The organism is Flavobacterium sp. 38, from assembly GCF_057799715.1.
Genome location: NZ_JBYNWZ010000015.1, coordinates 64,766 through 80,963, shown reverse-complemented (window position 1 = coordinate 80,963; position 16,198 = coordinate 64,766). Strand labels below are relative to the sequence as shown.

General features: G+C 44.2%; 17 protein-coding genes. 3 read left to right on the top strand and 14 right to left on the bottom strand.

The features are described from left to right. Positions 1-223: 223 nt before the first annotated feature. From AC3E9W_RS22170 to AC3E9W_RS22140, 7 genes are all read right to left on the bottom strand, one after another. On the bottom strand, positions 224-763 hold the full coding sequence (locus tag AC3E9W_RS22170) for a DUF3575 domain-containing protein (protein ID WP_488770077.1): 540 nt from the start codon (positions 761-763) through the stop codon (positions 224-226). 87 nt (positions 764-850) lie between these two features. Continuing rightward, positions 851-1,984 (bottom strand): helix-turn-helix domain-containing protein, encoded by a 1,134-nt coding sequence (locus AC3E9W_RS22165; RefSeq protein ID WP_488770076.1) that lies wholly within the window; start codon positions 1,982-1,984, stop codon positions 851-853. 174 nt (positions 1,985-2,158) lie between these two features. Beyond that, complete coding sequence (locus AC3E9W_RS22160) at positions 2,159-2,401, bottom strand: hypothetical protein (RefSeq protein ID WP_488770075.1); 243 nt, start codon at positions 2,399-2,401, stop codon at positions 2,159-2,161. A 163-nt stretch (positions 2,402-2,564) separates the two neighbouring features. After that, positions 2,565-3,455 (bottom strand): Fic family protein, encoded by an 891-nt coding sequence (locus tag AC3E9W_RS22155; RefSeq protein WP_488770074.1) that lies wholly within the window; start codon positions 3,453-3,455, stop codon positions 2,565-2,567. A 433-nt stretch (positions 3,456-3,888) separates the two neighbouring features. Further along, positions 3,889-4,281, bottom strand: a complete 393-nt coding sequence (locus tag AC3E9W_RS22150; protein WP_306157349.1) for a response regulator — start codon at positions 4,279-4,281, stop codon at positions 3,889-3,891. 46 nt (positions 4,282-4,327) lie between these two features. Beyond that, positions 4,328-7,582 carry a PAS domain S-box protein gene (locus AC3E9W_RS22145; RefSeq protein WP_488770073.1) on the bottom strand — a complete coding sequence of 1,085 codons (3,255 nt, stop codon included), beginning with the start codon at positions 7,580-7,582 and terminating at the stop codon, positions 4,328-4,330. 116 nt (positions 7,583-7,698) lie between these two features. Next, on the bottom strand, positions 7,699-7,956 hold the full coding sequence (locus AC3E9W_RS22140) for a hypothetical protein (protein ID WP_488770072.1): 258 nt from the start codon (positions 7,954-7,956) through the stop codon (positions 7,699-7,701). Positions 7,957-8,178: 222 nt separating this feature from the next. On the opposite strand from AC3E9W_RS22140, the gene AC3E9W_RS22135 reads away from it, so the two are divergent. Beyond that, positions 8,179-8,424, top strand: a complete 246-nt coding sequence (locus AC3E9W_RS22135; protein ID WP_488770071.1) for a hypothetical protein — start codon at positions 8,179-8,181, stop codon at positions 8,422-8,424. Between the two features lie 88 nt (positions 8,425-8,512). Here the strand turns inward: AC3E9W_RS22135 and AC3E9W_RS22130 are convergent, their stop codons facing one another. Genes AC3E9W_RS22130 through AC3E9W_RS22115 form a run of 4 tightly spaced genes read right to left on the bottom strand, consistent with a single transcriptional unit; the run spans position 8,513 to position 11,031 of the window. Beyond that, positions 8,513-9,829 (bottom strand): PcfJ domain-containing protein, encoded by a 1,317-nt coding sequence (locus AC3E9W_RS22130; protein WP_488770070.1) that lies wholly within the window; start codon positions 9,827-9,829, stop codon positions 8,513-8,515. Further along, positions 9,826-10,215: a Cas9 inhibitor AcrIIA9 family protein gene (locus tag AC3E9W_RS22125; RefSeq protein ID WP_488770069.1), complete on the bottom strand. Its 390-nt coding sequence runs from the start codon at positions 10,213-10,215 to the stop codon at positions 9,826-9,828. The genes AC3E9W_RS22130 and AC3E9W_RS22125 overlap by 4 nt, the downstream gene beginning before the upstream one ends. Positions 10,216-10,240: 25 nt before the next feature. Continuing rightward, positions 10,241-10,600 (bottom strand): DUF7222 domain-containing protein, encoded by a 360-nt coding sequence (locus AC3E9W_RS22120; RefSeq protein WP_488770068.1) that lies wholly within the window; start codon positions 10,598-10,600, stop codon positions 10,241-10,243. A 44-nt stretch (positions 10,601-10,644) separates the two neighbouring features. Next, positions 10,645-11,031 (bottom strand): single-stranded DNA-binding protein, encoded by a 387-nt coding sequence (locus AC3E9W_RS22115; protein WP_488770067.1) that lies wholly within the window; start codon positions 11,029-11,031, stop codon positions 10,645-10,647. 313 nt (positions 11,032-11,344) lie between these two features. On the opposite strand from AC3E9W_RS22115, the gene xseA reads away from it, so the two are divergent. Both xseA and xseB read left to right on the top strand, forming a co-directional pair. Continuing rightward, entirely contained in the window at positions 11,345-12,781 is a 1,437-nt protein-coding gene (gene xseA, locus AC3E9W_RS22110) for an exodeoxyribonuclease VII large subunit (protein ID WP_488770066.1), read from the top strand. Further along, the gene (gene xseB, locus AC3E9W_RS22105; protein ID WP_125721208.1) at positions 12,759-12,959 is read left to right on the top strand and encodes an exodeoxyribonuclease VII small subunit; all 201 of its coding nucleotides are present in this window, start codon (positions 12,759-12,761) and stop codon (positions 12,957-12,959) included. The genes xseA and xseB overlap by 23 nt, the downstream gene beginning before the upstream one ends. Before the next feature lie 88 nt (positions 12,960-13,047). Here xseB and AC3E9W_RS22100 read toward each other — a convergent pair whose 3' ends face one another. The 3 genes from AC3E9W_RS22100 to AC3E9W_RS22090 all read right to left on the bottom strand — a co-directional run bounded on the left by AC3E9W_RS22100 (position 13,048) and on the right by AC3E9W_RS22090 (position 16,172). Beyond that, positions 13,048-13,287, bottom strand: a complete 240-nt coding sequence (locus AC3E9W_RS22100; protein ID WP_488770065.1) for a hypothetical protein — start codon at positions 13,285-13,287, stop codon at positions 13,048-13,050. 115 nt (positions 13,288-13,402) lie between these two features. Further along, positions 13,403-15,655, bottom strand: coding sequence for an ATP-dependent helicase (locus tag AC3E9W_RS22095; RefSeq protein WP_488770063.1), 2,253 nt, complete (start codon positions 15,653-15,655; stop codon positions 13,403-13,405). A 274-nt stretch (positions 15,656-15,929) separates the two neighbouring features. Then, entirely contained in the window at positions 15,930-16,172 is a 243-nt protein-coding gene (locus AC3E9W_RS22090) for a DUF3606 domain-containing protein (protein ID WP_488770062.1), read from the bottom strand. Between the last annotated feature and the right edge of the window lie 26 nt (positions 16,173-16,198).

Below are 16,198 nucleotides of genomic sequence, written 5' to 3'. Positions count from 1 at the left end.
TTTCCCGAGAAAATACAGGCTTTTTATATTTGATAAGAAATATTATAAGATTTTTCGAATCATAAAAAAAGCCTGAGAAATCTAGATTTCTCAGGCTTTTACTTTAAAGTAGTAGCGGGAAGCATTCAATTATCTAACCAGTTTTTTAAAGATTTTTATAAAGTCGCCACAAGTTTTTGACTTTTTTAAATTAAATTATTAATTTTTTGCAACATCTATTTTATTAAAATCGATACCCGGCACTTAGTCCAAATTTTGCAACAATAGTATGATCTGTTTTATCTGCATTGATTAATATACCGCCATAACCAACATTTGCTTCAAAAAGAAATCCGCTTTTACTGACCCATTTCCACCCTCCGCCAGCACCGAGAGCAAAATTAATAACGTCGGGATTTTCGGTATATATGGAATGATCTTCTGAAGCGTATATTTTTTTGCCATCTGTTGAAGCCAGCATTCCAAACCCTTCAACAAACCAGCCTGATGCGTATTTTTTACCAAAATATCTTCTGTAATAAGGAGATATTGAATAATTTAAATCCTTTTCATTTTTTGTATTGTCAAACACATAATAAAAAGAAAGTCCTAATGACGAATGATGATTTAAATTTCTTTCGTAATCAATCTGAAAAGATCCAAGTAAAGGAGGTAGTATATTTAACTTAATTTCATTATTTTTCTGATAAGGATCAGTTTCATTTTGAGCATTGACGGAATAAAAGGCGGACAAAATGGTCAGTAGTAAAAAGATTTTTTTCATAAAATTAATTTGAATTATTTAGGTCCAAAATTCATATAAGAAAAAAGAGGAAAGGTCTCAAAAGCTTAAAAGTGGATAAAATGAGACTTATTTACAACTGTTTTTATATTCATTAGGTGTCTGGCCAGTTGATTTTTTAAAGGCTTTATAAAAAGTTGCTTTTGATGTAAACCCAGATTCCAGTGCCATTGCTAGTAAATTGTAGTTTTCGTATTCAGAATCTGATATCATTTCTTTAACAGCTTCCACTCTATATCTGTTAATGTAATTGGCAAAGTTCTCGCCCGTTACGGTATTTACAATTTGCGAAACATATCCTGCGCTTATGCCTATTTTTTCAGCAACTTTTTCTCTATTTAGTGTGCTATCAGTATAAATATGCTGCTCTCTGCAAAGAAGTTCCAGTTTCTGAAAATAAATGTTATATAGGGTGATAGATTCTTTGTAATCTTCTGGCGTATCATTTTTAGAAATTTCAAGATTTGAATATGAAATAGCTAAATCTTGATTTAGAAAATTACAGATAGCATCTTTGTTTTTGGCAAGTTTATATTTGTAAATACCGACATAAGCAGTCCAGTGAATTATAAATGTAGCAGCTAAAGCCAGGATGCTCATCGTTGCAGAAAGATCAAATGGAAAAAATAAGCTGGCTATATAAATCGTAAGAAAAGCAAATATCGATGAAGAAATAATAGTTAATAAGGTAATGATCCATTTTTTATCTTGTGAATCTTTTAAATGTTTTGTCATAAAATATGAGTAAAAAAGCAAAAGTGGGATAAAAGTAAGGGCAAAAAAAAGGTGAATCCAACCAAGTATGTTGAGTGTAATTGCTGACTCAGGAATGGTATAAATTCCTGTAACACGATCAAGATCAAGGGTGATATTTAGGACAGCCGAATAGGCAAATGGAATAAAACACAAATATGATTTTTGCTTACTTCTTATAGTATCGTCAATGCGGTTTATTATAAACAAGAATAGGAAGGTGGGTAATAGAAATATCCATTCGATATGGTCAATGAAACGTAGAACAGGATAGGAAGCAAATGCTTTTTCAACCTCAAAAACATGATTCAGTAAAATAATCGAAAGTACAAATAGTAAATATGCTAGATATTTATTTGAATTGCTATTGAATAAGGAAGATTTTAAAATAATGCAACCTAATGCTATTCCTTGAAAAACAGCAATATTTAAAAGTGTAGTATAAATCACGTTTTTTGTTGCTAAGTTGTTAGTTTTGGGATATATAATTCGAATGAGCCGTTTTTAAGACATAGCTAATTTCATGCTAAATAACAGGACGAATTTATAGGAATACAAATGATTTTCTTAACAGATTAAGAAATGATTAACTAAAGACATGAAAGAATTATATGTTTTTTTGATTTAGTAAAAAGAAGAAGTGTGATGAAGATTTTTATATAGCAAAACAAAAAAGCTCCAGATTTCTCTGAAGCTTTTTATCGTTGTAGCGGGAACGGGACTCGAACCATGTATTTGTACGTTTTTGAAAAAATCTTTATGATCGCTCCGCCATTCGAACCTGCTTTTGTCTGGTGCTGTCAATGCAGGAATTTTACTTTTGTCTTCAACTGTGTGCCACGATTCTGCCACAAAAATAAAATGCATGATATGCGGTTAAATTCGCCTTAGATTTTTTTAAAAAATGAAGTCCATTAAAGTACTGCAAATTACAGATTAAATTTGGAATATCTGAATTGTCGTGACTCTGTCATGACAATTCAGATGATAAGAACCACTGTGCAATTCATTATTTATACATTTCTTTTCTTTAAAATTCTATTTCGAAATAATTGAGCACCGATTTATAATTATCCTGTGCAGTCAGGCAGGTGTCCATTAAATATTCTTTTATGCTGGTCCATTCCTGTAAACCTCTATAATAAAACAGCTTCAGCTGTTCATCAATTATAAAAGGGACAATATTGTTTGCAAGACATTCTTTAAAGATAATCAGTCGGCCCACACGGCCATTACCGTCCTGAAAGGGATGAAGTATTTCGAAATTATAATGAAAATCGATAATGTCCTCTATCGTTTTATTTTTAATACTGTGGTAATCTTTAAGCATTTCTTTCATCTTGGATGAAACAAGTTTCGGAGGACAGGTTCCGTTTCCTCCGACTTCATTTGGAAGCTTTTTGTATTCTCCAACATTAAACCAGCTTTTCCCGCTATCAGAAGTTCCGGACTTTAGTAAAAAATGGAGTTCTTTAATAATGGATTCAGTGAGTTTTGCATTTGCCTTATCGATTATAAAATCAATGCATCTAAAGTGATTAGCCGTTTCAATTATATCGTCCACATTAATGCTTTCTTCAGATATGCCGACTGTATTGGTCTCGAAAATATAGCGAGTCTGATCATGGGTCAGTCTGCTTCCTTCAATTTTGTTGGAGTTATAAGTCAAATCGATCTGGGTTCGATGATAGATCCCCCCTTTTAGTTTCATTTCCTTCTGTTCCTTTAGAATGTCCAGCAGGAAGTGTTTATTTAATTTTTTGTTATTTTCTTTTTGGGCAATAACGGCATCACTAGGAATATTCCATGTCTTGCCAGTTAGGAAAGCGCCTTTTAATCTGCCCGATGCGCAATAGTTGCGGATTGTTCTTTCGGAAAGCTCCACTTTTTTCGCAAATTCAGCTGTTGAAATATATTTCATTTTAAACAAGTTCCGTTATCGGCAAATATAATGTTATTTTTTAACTTTTTTCTTGATTTTTTTTGCCGATAAATATACCGGACAATTTGTTTCTATAAATACTATGCAATAGCCTTTTTAGAGATCAATTGTGCAAATTGGACTTTATAAAAGAAATTGTGTCGACAATGTCGACACAATCTAAAACTACAAAGAAATTAAATTGTGTGCACTGTGCGGACACATAACTATTCTAACCTAAATTCGGAAAAACTTGATTTTGGTGAGGTTTTACTTTCTTAAAAAGCAATGTGCCACGATTTTGCCATACTAATTCTGACTTTACGGAGGTATCGTAATGTGCTGGTTTTAATGCGGAAGGATACTTGTGGTGTCCTAATTAAATTCAATATCTTATTTTCTGGGTATAGCCGTATAGCAGCTCAATAAATATTTAAAGCTCAAGAAAGTTTTGCACTGCCGTTTGTATGTCCTGACGTATTAAACTGAGCGAATATTGTTTGGTGAGGAAGGCTGCAGCGTGGTTTTCTTGAGCAAACTTTTTATCCGCTTCACTCGAGGAAGTGGAATAGATGATCACGGGGATATCCTTAAAGTTGGGATCCGCTTTAATCTGCTGAAGGAATGCCCTGCCGTCCATGATGGGCATGTTAAGATCCAGAAAGATAAGGTCAGGTTCTGCAAAGGAGCCGGATCTCAATTTCTCAAAAGCGGCGGCGCCGTTCTCGGCCTGCTGATACAAAACAGAAGGATGTTCTGCCGCTAAAGATTCTTCGAAAATTTCGCGGTCATCAGGATCATCATCAATTAAAAAAACGGTCTTCATAAAATGGGGTAAAGCGAATGCAAATATACAATTTTTCGCGATAATTTTAATCTTCCCCTTTTTTTGCCTGTGATTTTGGCAGTATCATTGCAAAAGTGCTCCCTAGGCCTTCTTCTGAGACGGCGCTGATGGTCCCGCCGTGGTTCTGGAGTATTTTCCGGCACATGGCAAGCCCGATCCCCGTGCCTGCAAACTGGCCATTTCCATGCAGGCGCTGGAAGATATTGAATATCTGTTCGGAATGCTGCTGGGAGAACCCGATGCCGTTGTCGCTGATTTCTATTTTAAGATAATCTTGATCCGGCCCCTCAGACAGGCTGTTCTTGTCAGATTCGGAAAGGTGCTTTAGCCTGATGGAGATCAGCGGGGGGATATCTGGCCTGCTGTATTTCAGCGCATTGGAAATCAGGTTGCCGAACAGCTGTGCCATCTGCAGGGGAATGGCTTCTATTTCAGGGAGCACATCGCTCTGGATCACAGCATTTTTCTGCTCGATGACCAAGTCAAAATCCGCCAGGGTCTCCAGGATGACGGTGTTCAGGTCCACAGGCTCAAAATTCTTTTCCGCCTGGGAGAGCCTGGAGAACTGCAGCACGTCTTTTATCAGGTTTTCCATTCTCTTGGCCGAGCCGGTTATCTTGCCAAGGTAGAGGTCGGCTTTTTCAGGATTTTTATGCAGGTTGTTTTGCAGCATGTCGGCAAACACGCTGATTTTCCGTACCGGCTCCTGCAGGTCATGCGATGCGATATAGGCAAACTGGGAAAGCTCGCGGTTGCGCGCTTCCAGTTCGGCATTTGCCGCATTGAGCTCTGAAGTCCTTTCGGAGACCTTGAACTGGAGCTCGTGCTGCAGCTCGCGCTCTTTGGTCACATCCTGGGCTGTTCCGCTGATGCCCTCAGGGGTGCCGTCCTTGGAGTACAGCAGCTGCGCATTGGCGTGTATGATGCGCTTTTGGCCTGTAACCTTGTTGGTAATGGGAAATTCGTAATCATAGGAATCTTCGGCATCGGCTGTGAACGCCTCTTTAAACGCTTCCATTACTTTTTCCCTGTAGGGGTCTTCGATGCGTTCCAGAAATATGCCGCTGCTGCCGTGGTTATCGGCCAGTCCAAGCCACTCTTTGAAACGGTCCGAACAGGTAATGCTCCCGTCGGCTGCGCTCAGGCCCCAAGTGGCCAGTTCGGCCAGTTCGATTGCCCCGGCGAGCGCCTGTCTGGTCTCTTCGAGTTTTTTGGAGGCGGTGACCTGCTGTGTCACATCAACGGCTATGTCCATGATGCCGTAGATCTCGCCTTTGGAATTGCGGATGGGCGTATAGGTGAATTCAAAGTAATAGGTGCTTAGTTTTCCATCGACCTGCAAATCTGCCGGCATAGCGCGCCCATAGTAGGTTTCCCCGGTGCGGTAGATGTTTTCCAGTATGCCGATAAACGGCTGGCCTTCGAGTTCGGGAACCGCATCGATGAACGGTTTTCCAATTACGTTGCGGTCTTTTCCCCAATAGCCGATCATGATGTCATTGGCAATTTCAATTTTCAGATCGTCTCCGGTGAAAAGGCAGATCCCGACCGGTGACTGCTCTACCATTGAGGTTACCTTATGCTGGCTTTCGGTGACCGCCTGCCTGCCTGAGATGATTTCATCCATGTCCATGCAGAACCCTGCATAGCCTGCATATCGGCCTTCGGCATCGTAGAAGGGATCGCCCGCGGCCCTGCACCACATGGTTTCCCCCGTATGCTTTCTTGCCCTGAAAAGCGTGTCAAAGTGCCTTTTTGAGGCAATGGCATCCAGATAGGCATCTTTAGCCCTGTGGTAGTCTTCGGGCGCGATGGCATAGGTCCAGTTCCCTTTTAGCAGCTCCTGGTAGGGCATTCCGGTAAATTCGATCAGCGTCTTATTGAAATAGGTCATCCGACCATCCTTATCTGAGAGCCATAAGCCGGTAGGGGAGCTGTCGGTCACATTGCGGAACAGCGCATCTGCCTCGCGCTTGCTGATTTGAAGCTGCTCTTCGGCCTGCAGCAGTGCCAGACGGCTGTTGTCCTGCTCGGTGATGTCGGCAACGGTTCCCGAGAATGCAGAACCGTTTCGATGCGAATCAAACATCCTTGAGGCAGATATTGCAATCCTATGGATGCTTCCGTCTTCCCAGATCACGCGGGGCGTATAATGGAAAGTGCCGCTTTTGATACCTTCTTTAAGAGCCTGAACCCTGAGCTCCAGGTCTTCGGGATGGATGTATTTTGAAAGCTGGTCTATGGTGAGCTCTGCCTGGACTTTTCCGGTCATAAGCCTGGTTAGCTCAGCAGTGTAGTCGATGGTGCCCTGGGAGTAGTCCACGTTGAAAATTCCCAGCCCCATGCTTTTGATGGCAATATCGGTAAGCTGGCGTGATTTGTAGAGTTCTTCGGCCGCTTTTTTCTGGGCTGTGATGTCCTGCACCGTGCCGTTAAAGCGATACGCGATATTGTCCTTGTCAAACCACGCCTTTCCCAAGGCATGAACCGTTCGGATATCTTTAGATTTAGAATCTATGATATCGTACTCAATGTCGTAGCGCCCGCCAGAACTGTAATCCAGTGTCCTGTTTATGGAATCCGCCACACGCTCCCTGTCATAGGCCGCTATGGATTCCAGCGCATGGCGCAGGAGCACTTCATCTTGGGACTGCAGGCCAAACCAGTCCTTAAGCCTTGGGTTTGCAGAGAATCTCTGGGTCTTTGGGTCCAGGTCGAAAGTGCCGAACTCTGCGGCATTGATCGCAAATTCAAGCTCTTCCTTACTCTGGTTTATTTTCTGCCTGTGAAGCACTTTTTCTGTAGTCTCAGTGGCAATGACCAGTACGCCTTTGATCTGCCTGCTGTCATCGCGCACAGGGGAATAGCTGAAAGTCCAGTAGCAGTCTTTAAGGATTCCGTCCCTTTCAATGGGCATCAAAAGGTCATCGTACCATACGCTTTCCCCTTGGTCTAGAACCCTTGCTATCAGTGGCTGTATAAAGTCCCAGCATTCGTGCCAGTAATCGGCCGCTTTTCCTCCCATTGCATGGGGGTGCTTGGCAGTTCCCATTATGCCGAAATAGGAGTCGTTATAAAACTGGGTAAGCTCTTCCCCCCACCACAAAAACATCGGGAACTTGCAAGAGAGAAGGGTGGATAGCGTATTTTTCAGATTCTCGGGCCACTGCTCAACAGCACCGAGAATATGCGCGCCCCAGTCGATTCTCTGTATGATTCTGGCAGCTTCACCTCCATTGTGAAGGAAATAATAGTCGGAATTGTAAAGGTCTGGTTTCAAAGGTTTGTTTTCAGGTTGCCAGCCGCATATATTGGCGCGGCATATTTAGGTAAATATAGCCAATTAAATGTAAAGAGCCAGTTTTAGGCTTGGTAATGCTGCGGGCATTTTTTTTCTCACATCAGAAATGTGCCGGGATCCGAGGCGGTTTCTTCCTGCTGCTGCTGCTCGCTTTGCTCTTCTTGTTCATCAGGGCTGCCTTCACCGGTTTGTAAACGGGCGCCCACCAGCAGGGTATTAAAACGGCTTTTTGCTTTTGCCAGTGCCGATATGCCTGTACCCAGGCAGTGGTCGTACTGCAGCAGGAGCTGCTCTTCATAGCATTCGGCGGCACCGTCTAGGGGGACGCTGTGATAGCAGTTTTCTGGAGTCATAAGCTGATATTGGATTGATTAAGCGCCGCTTCCTTTTTTACAGGCCGCGGCAGGGTAAATGTAAAGCTTTTGGGTTGGGTGCCTTTTATATAATTTTCGAGGGGAATTGTTAAATTCTCATTTGCCGCTTTTCAATTTTAACAGGGGCACCTATTCCGGATAGGGTTTAAAATTATAAATTTGATGCTCTATTTACGGATGTTCAATATCAAATATTTCACAATGGAAAAAGAGATACAGCTAAAGGTGAGAAAAGATCTGGATGCCCGAGAGCAGCATACTATCCTCAAACTCAAAGGCAGCCTGATCTCAAAAGGCTATACCGAGATTATCCATATCCTGGACCAGGACGAGCAGTTCCATATCAATACTTTTGAAACAGATGCCGATAAAAGCGGTGAAGCCCTGGAGTATATTGCCGCGTTCATCGAGCAGGAAAACCTTTCGGGGGCAATCAGCATCAAATAATTAATCAGCCCTTTTAAATCCACAGCCCGCCAGCCGTCAGGCTGGCGGGCTTTCGAGCCTTAAAATGCGGCCATAAAAAAAAGCCGATTCAATTATCGGCTTCTGCTTTTACGTTTCTTTTTTTCATGCGCTGTTTTATCTGATACAGGTTTTGGGAAAGCAGGTGCAGTATCTGCTTGTGGTGATTTGAAGGCCTGTTCTTGAACCCCCTGCATTGCAGCACTTCCATGCGGCTCAGGGATAGTTCGATGGTTTCCACTGATTTATCGGCAATTTTTGCCGATAGGATAAGCGAATCTTTTTTGCCATAATATTCATTGGTGAATACGCAGTGCCCCAAGTCATCGCCCTCGCGCATAAAATCCTTGACGTTTTCAATCACCGAAATGTTCAGTTCCCTGTCCTGAAATGACAGTCCGAAAAAGCGTTTTTTATCGCTTGCGTACCTGCTCTGCGCTTTTTCGATTTCAAGGCGCAGGTCTTGGAGTTTTTTCTTTCGTAAAAGCCCGCGCTTTTTATGCACCAATCGGTCATGCGCTCCGCTGAGGTTTTCAGGGCATACGTAAAGGGGGCTGCAGAGGTCTTTTTTGAAATGCCGAAGCAATTCGAGATAATCCTCCCAAATCTGCACATCAGCGATTTTGTAGCTGTTCCTGATGGCGGTCTTGACTGCCTGCCAGTTTCGGCGGATGCCCTGTCCTGAAACTCGCAGATAATATTGCAAGAGGTTTATTTGACGTGCTTTTAAAAGGGTTTCAGTAATGGGGTCGGATAAAAGCGATGCAAAGAGCAGGTGGGGCGCTATATCATGCACCGAAGATTTAAAGCCGTTGCGTTTCAAAACAGGCAGCACTTTGGTCTGCGGAAAGACCTTGTAGGGACTAATAAAGCACTTGGCATTGCGGACAAAATCCTTTAGCCTTATTTCAAGGGGGGAATAGAATTTCCACGCATCGCAGGCCTGTGAAAACGCATTGGTGCTGCGCGAGAGCGTGCGCACTTCCCCTGCGGGGCTTATCCAATGCTGCATGACCTCATGGTGGAAATAGGTTGGGGCGAAATTCTTTTTCATGCGCTTATAGGCTATGGCCATGCGCACCACCTGAAACCCTGCGCAGCGCTGCACCACGGCAAAGTATTCAGTCTCTTTAAAATGCACCTGATTGCAGGGCATCATTTTAAGCCTGCCTTTGCAGGCAGGACAGGCGGTAAATTTGGCGCAGGAGCTTTGGCAGGAGGGTTTCCATACATGGGTGCAGTCCAGACAATAGAATTTGGAGCGTGAGAGCACGCCCCATTTCAGGAAGATATTTTTTTCTGCCCAAACAAAAACCTCAGGATTTATGGGCGAAAGCGTTGCGCTTAAATCGGCAAGCTTTTTCTCGATGTGGGTTTTGGGCATCATAGGTCAAAGAGTGTCAGGGCGGTCTGCGCCGCAGGTTTTACATCTTTTTGTACTGGGGGAATATTCTCTTTTTGAATTTTTGCAGCGGGGATTTCCGGCTGTGAGAAAAGGTCGGCAGGGGCGGAGGGCTGCACTACGGCACGGAATGCCACAGGAGCAGGCGTTGGGATGGAATCATCGGTGTAGTACTTTACTGCCATGTCAAAAATTTCCTGATTGTCAAAGTAGCACAAGCCTGTTTTTTTGACCTCTACGCCGATGTAGTGCAGACAGGATTCGAAGTTCTTGGAAGCTTTGGCGTAATGGGGCGCAAAGGCGCTGTCGCCCTGCGAGAGACTGCTCAGGTAATTCTCTATTGCTTTTCTAAAATTTTCAGAAGCTTTCATAAGAATGGATTTAAGATTGAAATTTTCACTCAAAGAGCCTTGAATAAAGGTCGTAGCAGTACTCTTCAAAACAGAGCCAGCATACAAAAGTGTAGTGCGGCGCGCTAAATCGGTTCTCGATAGGTTCTCCAATCGCTTCTTCAAGCTGGGTTCGCATATCTTCAAGCTCATCGATATGTTCGATGTAAAATTCTTTGCAGTCCGCATTGTAGATAAACTCTGAAACCATCCCGCTTACGCAACCGCCAGTCTGCAGGTCAAGGAAAAAGGATTTCAGCTGTACGCTGCGTTTGCCGTCATACGAAGTGATGCTTCTAAGGATAATTTCATTAAAGGCATCACTTACGCGATAATCGCTGTAATTTGATTTTTGTAAGGCTTTCATAATAAAATATTTTAGGCGTGCATAAATTTTAAAAGGCGTAAGGTTTAGAAAGGCAGGTCGTCGTGGTCGTCCGTGGTTTTCTGCTGTTTGAGGGCGGGCGCAGGCTTGCTGTTATCCGCCTGCGCAAAAACGAGGATTTTTATATCCGAGGTATGAAAGGTCAATGTCCCGTGCGCGCGGGCATCATTTCCGATATAGACATTCAGCCCGATGCGCCCGAAGAGCTGCACAAGGGTGCCTTTACGAAGCCACTGCGCCAGTCCTGCGCTGAGCCAGTAGGAGCAGTCGATATAGGTTACCATTTTTTTTGTCTCGGCGCTTCCTTTGGGCTTGTAGCTGTCGTTGACCGCTATGGAGAAGTTTACCACCTCACGGTTTTCTTTTACTTTCGCCACTGAGGCATCTTTTACAATTCGTCCTGTGATTTCCATGATTTCTAATTTTAAATGGATACTTGTTCGAGTTTTCTTTTCCATGCCCCGCAAGAAAAATTTCAAAAGAAAAAACGGGAAAAAAGAAAGCGGAAGAACAGTGTGCGAAACGAGCCGGAGTGCTATAAGTCCCGAAGGGCCGCGTAAAGCGGTTATGCGCATGCAGGAGAGGGCGGGCACTACTTTGGCTGCCCTTTTAACCCGTTTTGAATTGAAAATTTACAACTCAGCTTTTTGCGCATTTGAGATTCCGCTACAGAATAGCTACCTTAGCGGTTAGTAAGAAAAAAACAGACCGCAGGCCTAAAAAACTATGGGACCAGACCAGTATATCAGACTCTCACAGCTCAACGACCAGATCCAGGACACGATCAATTCCCGTTTTAGGGGACAGACGCACTGGGTGGTGGCTGATATCACCAACCATTCCTTTAAGGCCGATAAGAAGATCCATTACTTTGAGCTGGTGGAGAAAGGCGAGAAGAACAGCGCCATTATAGCCAAAATCATGGGAAAGGCTTGGGGAGAGGGGGCAGTGCAGCTGTCAGATTTTGAGAAGAAGACCGGCCAGAGATTCACCAACAACCTTCATGTGCTGGTAAAGGTCAGCGTGGATTATCATCCGCTATATGGGCTTTCTGTAAATGTGCTTGATATAGATGTGAATTTTACCCTTGGGGTCTTGGAGCAGCAGCGCAATGCGACCCTTAAAAGGCTTGCTGCAGAGAATGATTTTATCACCAAAACAGCCGATGGCTATTCCACGCTTAACAGCCGTCTGAAACTTCCCCTTGCCATTCAGAGGGTTGCCGTTATCTCAGCGAGCAACTCGGCAGGAAATGAAGATTTCCGCCATACCCTGCAGCACAATGATTTTGGGTATGCCTTCCAGATTGACGATTATTACACCATAGTGCAGGGGGACAACAATGCCAAGCTTTTCCTAAACAAACTCATTGAAGTCTATAATACAAAAATCCCTTATGATGCCATTGTCATTGCAAGGGGAGGCGGCGCACAGTCGGATTTCCTGATCTTTGACAATTACCAGATCGGGCGTGCTGTGGCTAAATTCCCCATCCCGATCATAACAGGGATCGGGCACCAGAAGAATGTGACCATCACCGACCTTATGGCCCATACCCATACCAAAACACCGACCAAAGCGGCAGAGTTCATTATTGCCCATAACCGCAGTTTTGAAATGGGGCTGCTTTCCCTGCAGCAGCTTATCGTGATCAGATCCCAGCAGCTTCTGCTGCAGCATTCCAAAGGGCTGGAAGAGCTCAAGAGAAATATATCCAAAAATTCAAGGGAGGCGCTCTCTGGGCACAAGAAGCAGCTGGCCCTTGCCAACCAGAGAATCGCGGCGGACGTGAAAGACATACTGCACGGGCACCAGAAACGGCTTTCACTGAAAGCCCAGATAACGGCGCAGCTTTCACAGAACCTGCTTCGCCGCAAAAGGAGCGATATGGAATATCTTGCAGGGAATTTAAAGCTGTTTGCCGCAGGCTATCTGAAAAGCAGCAATCTTCATCTGGAGCATATGCAGAGAAGCATTGCACTGATGTCCCCGCAGAATATCCTGAGGAAAGGCTACGCGATTGTGAAAGCCAATGGGAAGATTGCCGCAGGCACCGGGGATATAAAACAAGGGGACGATATAGAAGTCATCCTGCACGATACCATACTTAAAAGCACCGTTAAAGAAAAAATACAATACGATGGAAGAGAAACTGACTTATGAGCAGGCTTGGGAAGAGCTTGCCGCCATTTCAAAAGAAATAGAGAACGAGACCATTTCGGTGGACCAGCTTGCCGCTAAGGTGAAAAGGGCATCGGAGCTTATCGCCTTCTGCCAGGGCAGGCTTAAGGCCGCAGAGACTGAAGTGGGCAGAATAATAGACGGCATGGAAAAAGAATAATAGGACTTGAATATCCAGCAACACTATACATGCTGGAACTGTAAAACAAAAAAAGAGCCTCAGGCTCTTTTTTTGTTTTAAGCATCTTCTAGCTGTTAGAAGATGCGCTTCCAGTGCTTGCTGCCCCTCCTGAATTATCATTTCGCCCCGTATCATAGATGGAATCATCCGCTGCCGACCCATCGCGCTGATCGTCCCAGTCCCCTGTATTGGCATCTGCATCCTTATTGCTGCTCTTTTCAGGCGGATTCTGATATCCCTGCGCTTTTAGGGCACTGTGATACGGACATTTCTGGATATCATCGTAATTTTCTGCTGTATTTTCCATGACTGATCAATTTAAAGTTAATTATAAAAATACGGCTAGCGGATGGTATTTATTTACAGGCAGAGAGCTGGAGGTTATTTAATTTCCATTTTTGCTGACATGGCTTCTCCTATTTTTAATTTTCAGGCCCATTATCATCTGCAAATGGATCGGGAGCATTCTTCAGGCTTTCCTGAAGATCCAATAGGGTATCGGGCGAAGCGCTTTGCTGCTCGGAAGCGGGCGCTAAGGCCAGAGATCGGAAAGCGAAATCAATCGGCTTTTCCTTCCCCATCTCAAAAAAATGCACCAGATACTGTTTTTTTTCGATATCCACTGCCAGAACTTCCCCTTTGTCCCATACGGGATGCACCACCATATCGCCTTCTTTGAATGCGGTCTCTTGGGTGTTCTTCAAGGATGCTGCGGTGGCCTGCGAGGCCTGAAGGATCTCCGGGGAAAGCTTTCCCTTGCGCACATAAAACTCCTCCTTGATTTCAAAGAGAAACCGTGACGGGTATTTATTAAGTCCGGTAGTGAAATTAAACCCTTCGGAGTCGGTCATATAAAACCGCTTCTCGGCGCGCGTTACCGCCACATACATCAGCCTTCTTTCTTCCTCTATGGCGCGCTTTCTTCTTTCTTTGATCGATAAGGCGCTCGGGAGCACCCCTTCGGTGAACCCGCACAGAAAGACATAGGGGAATTCAAGGCCTTTAGAGATATGTATGGTCATCAGGCGCACCTTGTCCTGATTTTCGGTGTCTTTGTCCAGATCCGTGTACAGGGCTATCTCCTGCAGGTATTCGACAATATTTATAGGACCGTTGTTTTCTTTTTCCAAGAGCATCATCGAGCTTACGAGCTCTTTGATATTCTCGAGCCTGTCCTGGTCTCCGTCCTTGCGGTAGAGTTCGGAAAGCCCGCTTTTATCAAGTATGATTTTTACAAGGTCTGAAATAGAGTTGGACTGCGCATCTTTCTTCAATTCTGATACCAGTGCCAGAAAATCGGAAGCCCCTTTTTTATTGAGTTCCTTATCCTGGAGATTATTCTCCAGCGTGTGAAGCAGCGAGAGGTTCTGTTCGCCTGCCAGCAGGCTCAGCCTTTCGAGGAACTTTTTGCCGAGTCCCCTTGTCGGGTGGTTGAACATGCGCAGAAAGGAGAAATTATCCCCCTGCACGATAAGCCTTAGAAAAGAGAGCACATCTTTGATTTCCCTGCGCTCAAAAAAACGGATGCCCCCAAATATGGCATACGGGATATTTTCCTTGATGAGCGCCTGCTCGATATTTCTTGAAAGATGGTTGGAGCGGTAGAGTATGGTAATATCGGAATACGAGGCATTTTCTGTCTTCATGATTTCCTTGATTTCCGAGGCCACCCAAAAGGTTTCCTCAAAATCATTTTTGCCGTGGAAATGCACCACTTCAACGCCTTCGGGATTGTCGGTGACCATATCCTTATCCACCCTAACCGTGTTGTTTTTGATGATATGGTTGCCGACTTTCAGGATGTTGGGGGTCGAGCGGTAGTTCTGGTTCATGAAGATGGTTTGGGTATCAGGGAACATCCTGTCGAATTCCACCAGATACTCGGGCTTTGCCCCGCGCCATTCGTAGATGGTCTGGTCGGGATCGCCCACAAGGAACAGGTTCTGGTGCACGCGCGAAAGCATTTCCACCAGATGGAACTGGCTGTCGGAGCTGTCCTGCGCCTCATCGACCTGTATGTAATGCAGCATTTGCTGCCACTTGGACAGCACATCGGGATTGCTGTCCAGGATAAAAGCCGTGAAATGGATCAGATCGTCAAAATCCAGCGCATAGTTGCGTTTCTGCTTGTCCAGATATTTCTGATACACCTGGCTGGAAAGCGAGTCCTTCTCATCGGAAGTGAAGCTTTTGTTTTCAATCATATACCCCAGATAGTCCGAGGTGCTTTTCTGTTTGGAGATGAAGCGCAGCACCTGTTTGAAGGTCAGGTTTTTGGAGTTGATGTCCAGTTCTGTGAAGACTTCCCTTAGGATGGTTTTCTGGTCCTCGGCATCCAGTATGATGAAATTCTTTGGATAGTGCAGCTTATTGATTTCCTCACGCAGAAAGCGCACGCAGAAGCCGTGGTAGGTGGTGATGAAACTCACATCGTAGAGATCCCCGATAAGCGCCTTGACCCTTTTTTTCATTTCCTGTGCGGCCTTGTTAGTAAAGGTCACACAGAGGATGTTGGAAGAGTTGATGCCCAGCCTGTCCACAATGTAGGCAAAGCGGGAGGTAAGCGCTTTTGTTTTCCCCGACCCGGCGCCGGCAATAACGCGCACGTAGCCTTCTGTGGTTTTTACGGCCTGAAGCTGGCTCGGATTAAGGTTTTCAAGAATCGGATCGTTCATTTTAAAGGATGATTTTTTTTTTTGGACCCTATTTTAGCTGATGTCAGGTAAAATGAAATAGGCACGCAAATTTATGCAATTAATTGAAAAGCGCAGCGGCATTGAGCCCGATTGGCTTTGGAGGGACATTGCAATAAGATAATGCATTGCCAGTATAAAGAGCCGATTCAAATAAAAAATCCTGAAGAGGATCTGGAAATAAATGCCCTTCAGGATTTTTTGCAAACCGCTTCTGCTTTTTTTTATAAAACAGCTTAATAACTGCTGCCCATTTTCATTCCCCCTGATGCCATGGGCCGTCTTTCAGGCGCACGGTTTCTGAGGCGCTTTCCCTGGAAGGGGAATTTCCATTAAGATGATCCACTACTTCTTCAACCGTTGTTCCTGCTGCCCGTACGGCATCTTTCAATATTTCTTCAGGGACATTGAGCTTTTCTGCCCACTGCTGGATTTCTGCCTGCTGGGAGATATCGATATGCATATCATCGCTTTGTGGCATATTGTTTTTATTTTCCATGATTTCTAAATTTAATGATTTATCCA

What these genes read in the sequence shown, in the direction of transcription:
- AC3E9W_RS22170 (WP_488770077.1), bottom strand. Translation starts at nt 763, where the DNA reads ATGAAAAAAATCTTTTTACTACTGACCATTTTGTCCGCCTTTTATTCC.
- AC3E9W_RS22160 (WP_488770075.1), bottom strand. Translation starts at nt 2,401, where the DNA reads ATGCATTTTATTTTTGTGGCAGAATCGTGGCACACAGTTGAAGACAAA.
- AC3E9W_RS22155 (WP_488770074.1), bottom strand. Translation starts at nt 3,455, where the DNA reads ATGAAATATATTTCAACAGCTGAATTTGCGAAAAAAGTGGAGCTTTCC.
- AC3E9W_RS22150 (WP_306157349.1), bottom strand. Translation starts at nt 4,281, where the DNA reads ATGAAGACCGTTTTTTTAATTGATGATGATCCTGATGACCGCGAAATT.
- AC3E9W_RS22140 (WP_488770072.1), bottom strand. Translation starts at nt 7,956, where the DNA reads ATGACTCCAGAAAACTGCTATCACAGCGTCCCCCTAGACGGTGCCGCC.
- AC3E9W_RS22135 (WP_488770071.1), top strand. Translation starts at nt 8,179, where the DNA reads ATGGAAAAAGAGATACAGCTAAAGGTGAGAAAAGATCTGGATGCCCGA.
- AC3E9W_RS22130 (WP_488770070.1), bottom strand. Translation starts at nt 9,829, where the DNA reads ATGATGCCCAAAACCCACATCGAGAAAAAGCTTGCCGATTTAAGCGCA.
- AC3E9W_RS22125 (WP_488770069.1), bottom strand. Translation starts at nt 10,215, where the DNA reads ATGAAAGCTTCTGAAAATTTTAGAAAAGCAATAGAGAATTACCTGAGC.
- AC3E9W_RS22120 (WP_488770068.1), bottom strand. Translation starts at nt 10,600, where the DNA reads ATGAAAGCCTTACAAAAATCAAATTACAGCGATTATCGCGTAAGTGAT.
- AC3E9W_RS22115 (WP_488770067.1), bottom strand. Translation starts at nt 11,031, where the DNA reads ATGGAAATCACAGGACGAATTGTAAAAGATGCCTCAGTGGCGAAAGTA.
- xseA (WP_488770066.1), top strand. Translation starts at nt 11,345, where the DNA reads ATGGGACCAGACCAGTATATCAGACTCTCACAGCTCAACGACCAGATC.
- xseB (WP_125721208.1), top strand. Translation starts at nt 12,759, where the DNA reads ATGGAAGAGAAACTGACTTATGAGCAGGCTTGGGAAGAGCTTGCCGCC.
- AC3E9W_RS22100 (WP_488770065.1), bottom strand. Translation starts at nt 13,287, where the DNA reads ATGGAAAATACAGCAGAAAATTACGATGATATCCAGAAATGTCCGTAT.
- AC3E9W_RS22095 (WP_488770063.1), bottom strand. Translation starts at nt 15,655, where the DNA reads ATGAACGATCCGATTCTTGAAAACCTTAATCCGAGCCAGCTTCAGGCC.
- AC3E9W_RS22090 (WP_488770062.1), bottom strand. Translation starts at nt 16,172, where the DNA reads ATGGAAAATAAAAACAATATGCCACAAAGCGATGATATGCATATCGAT.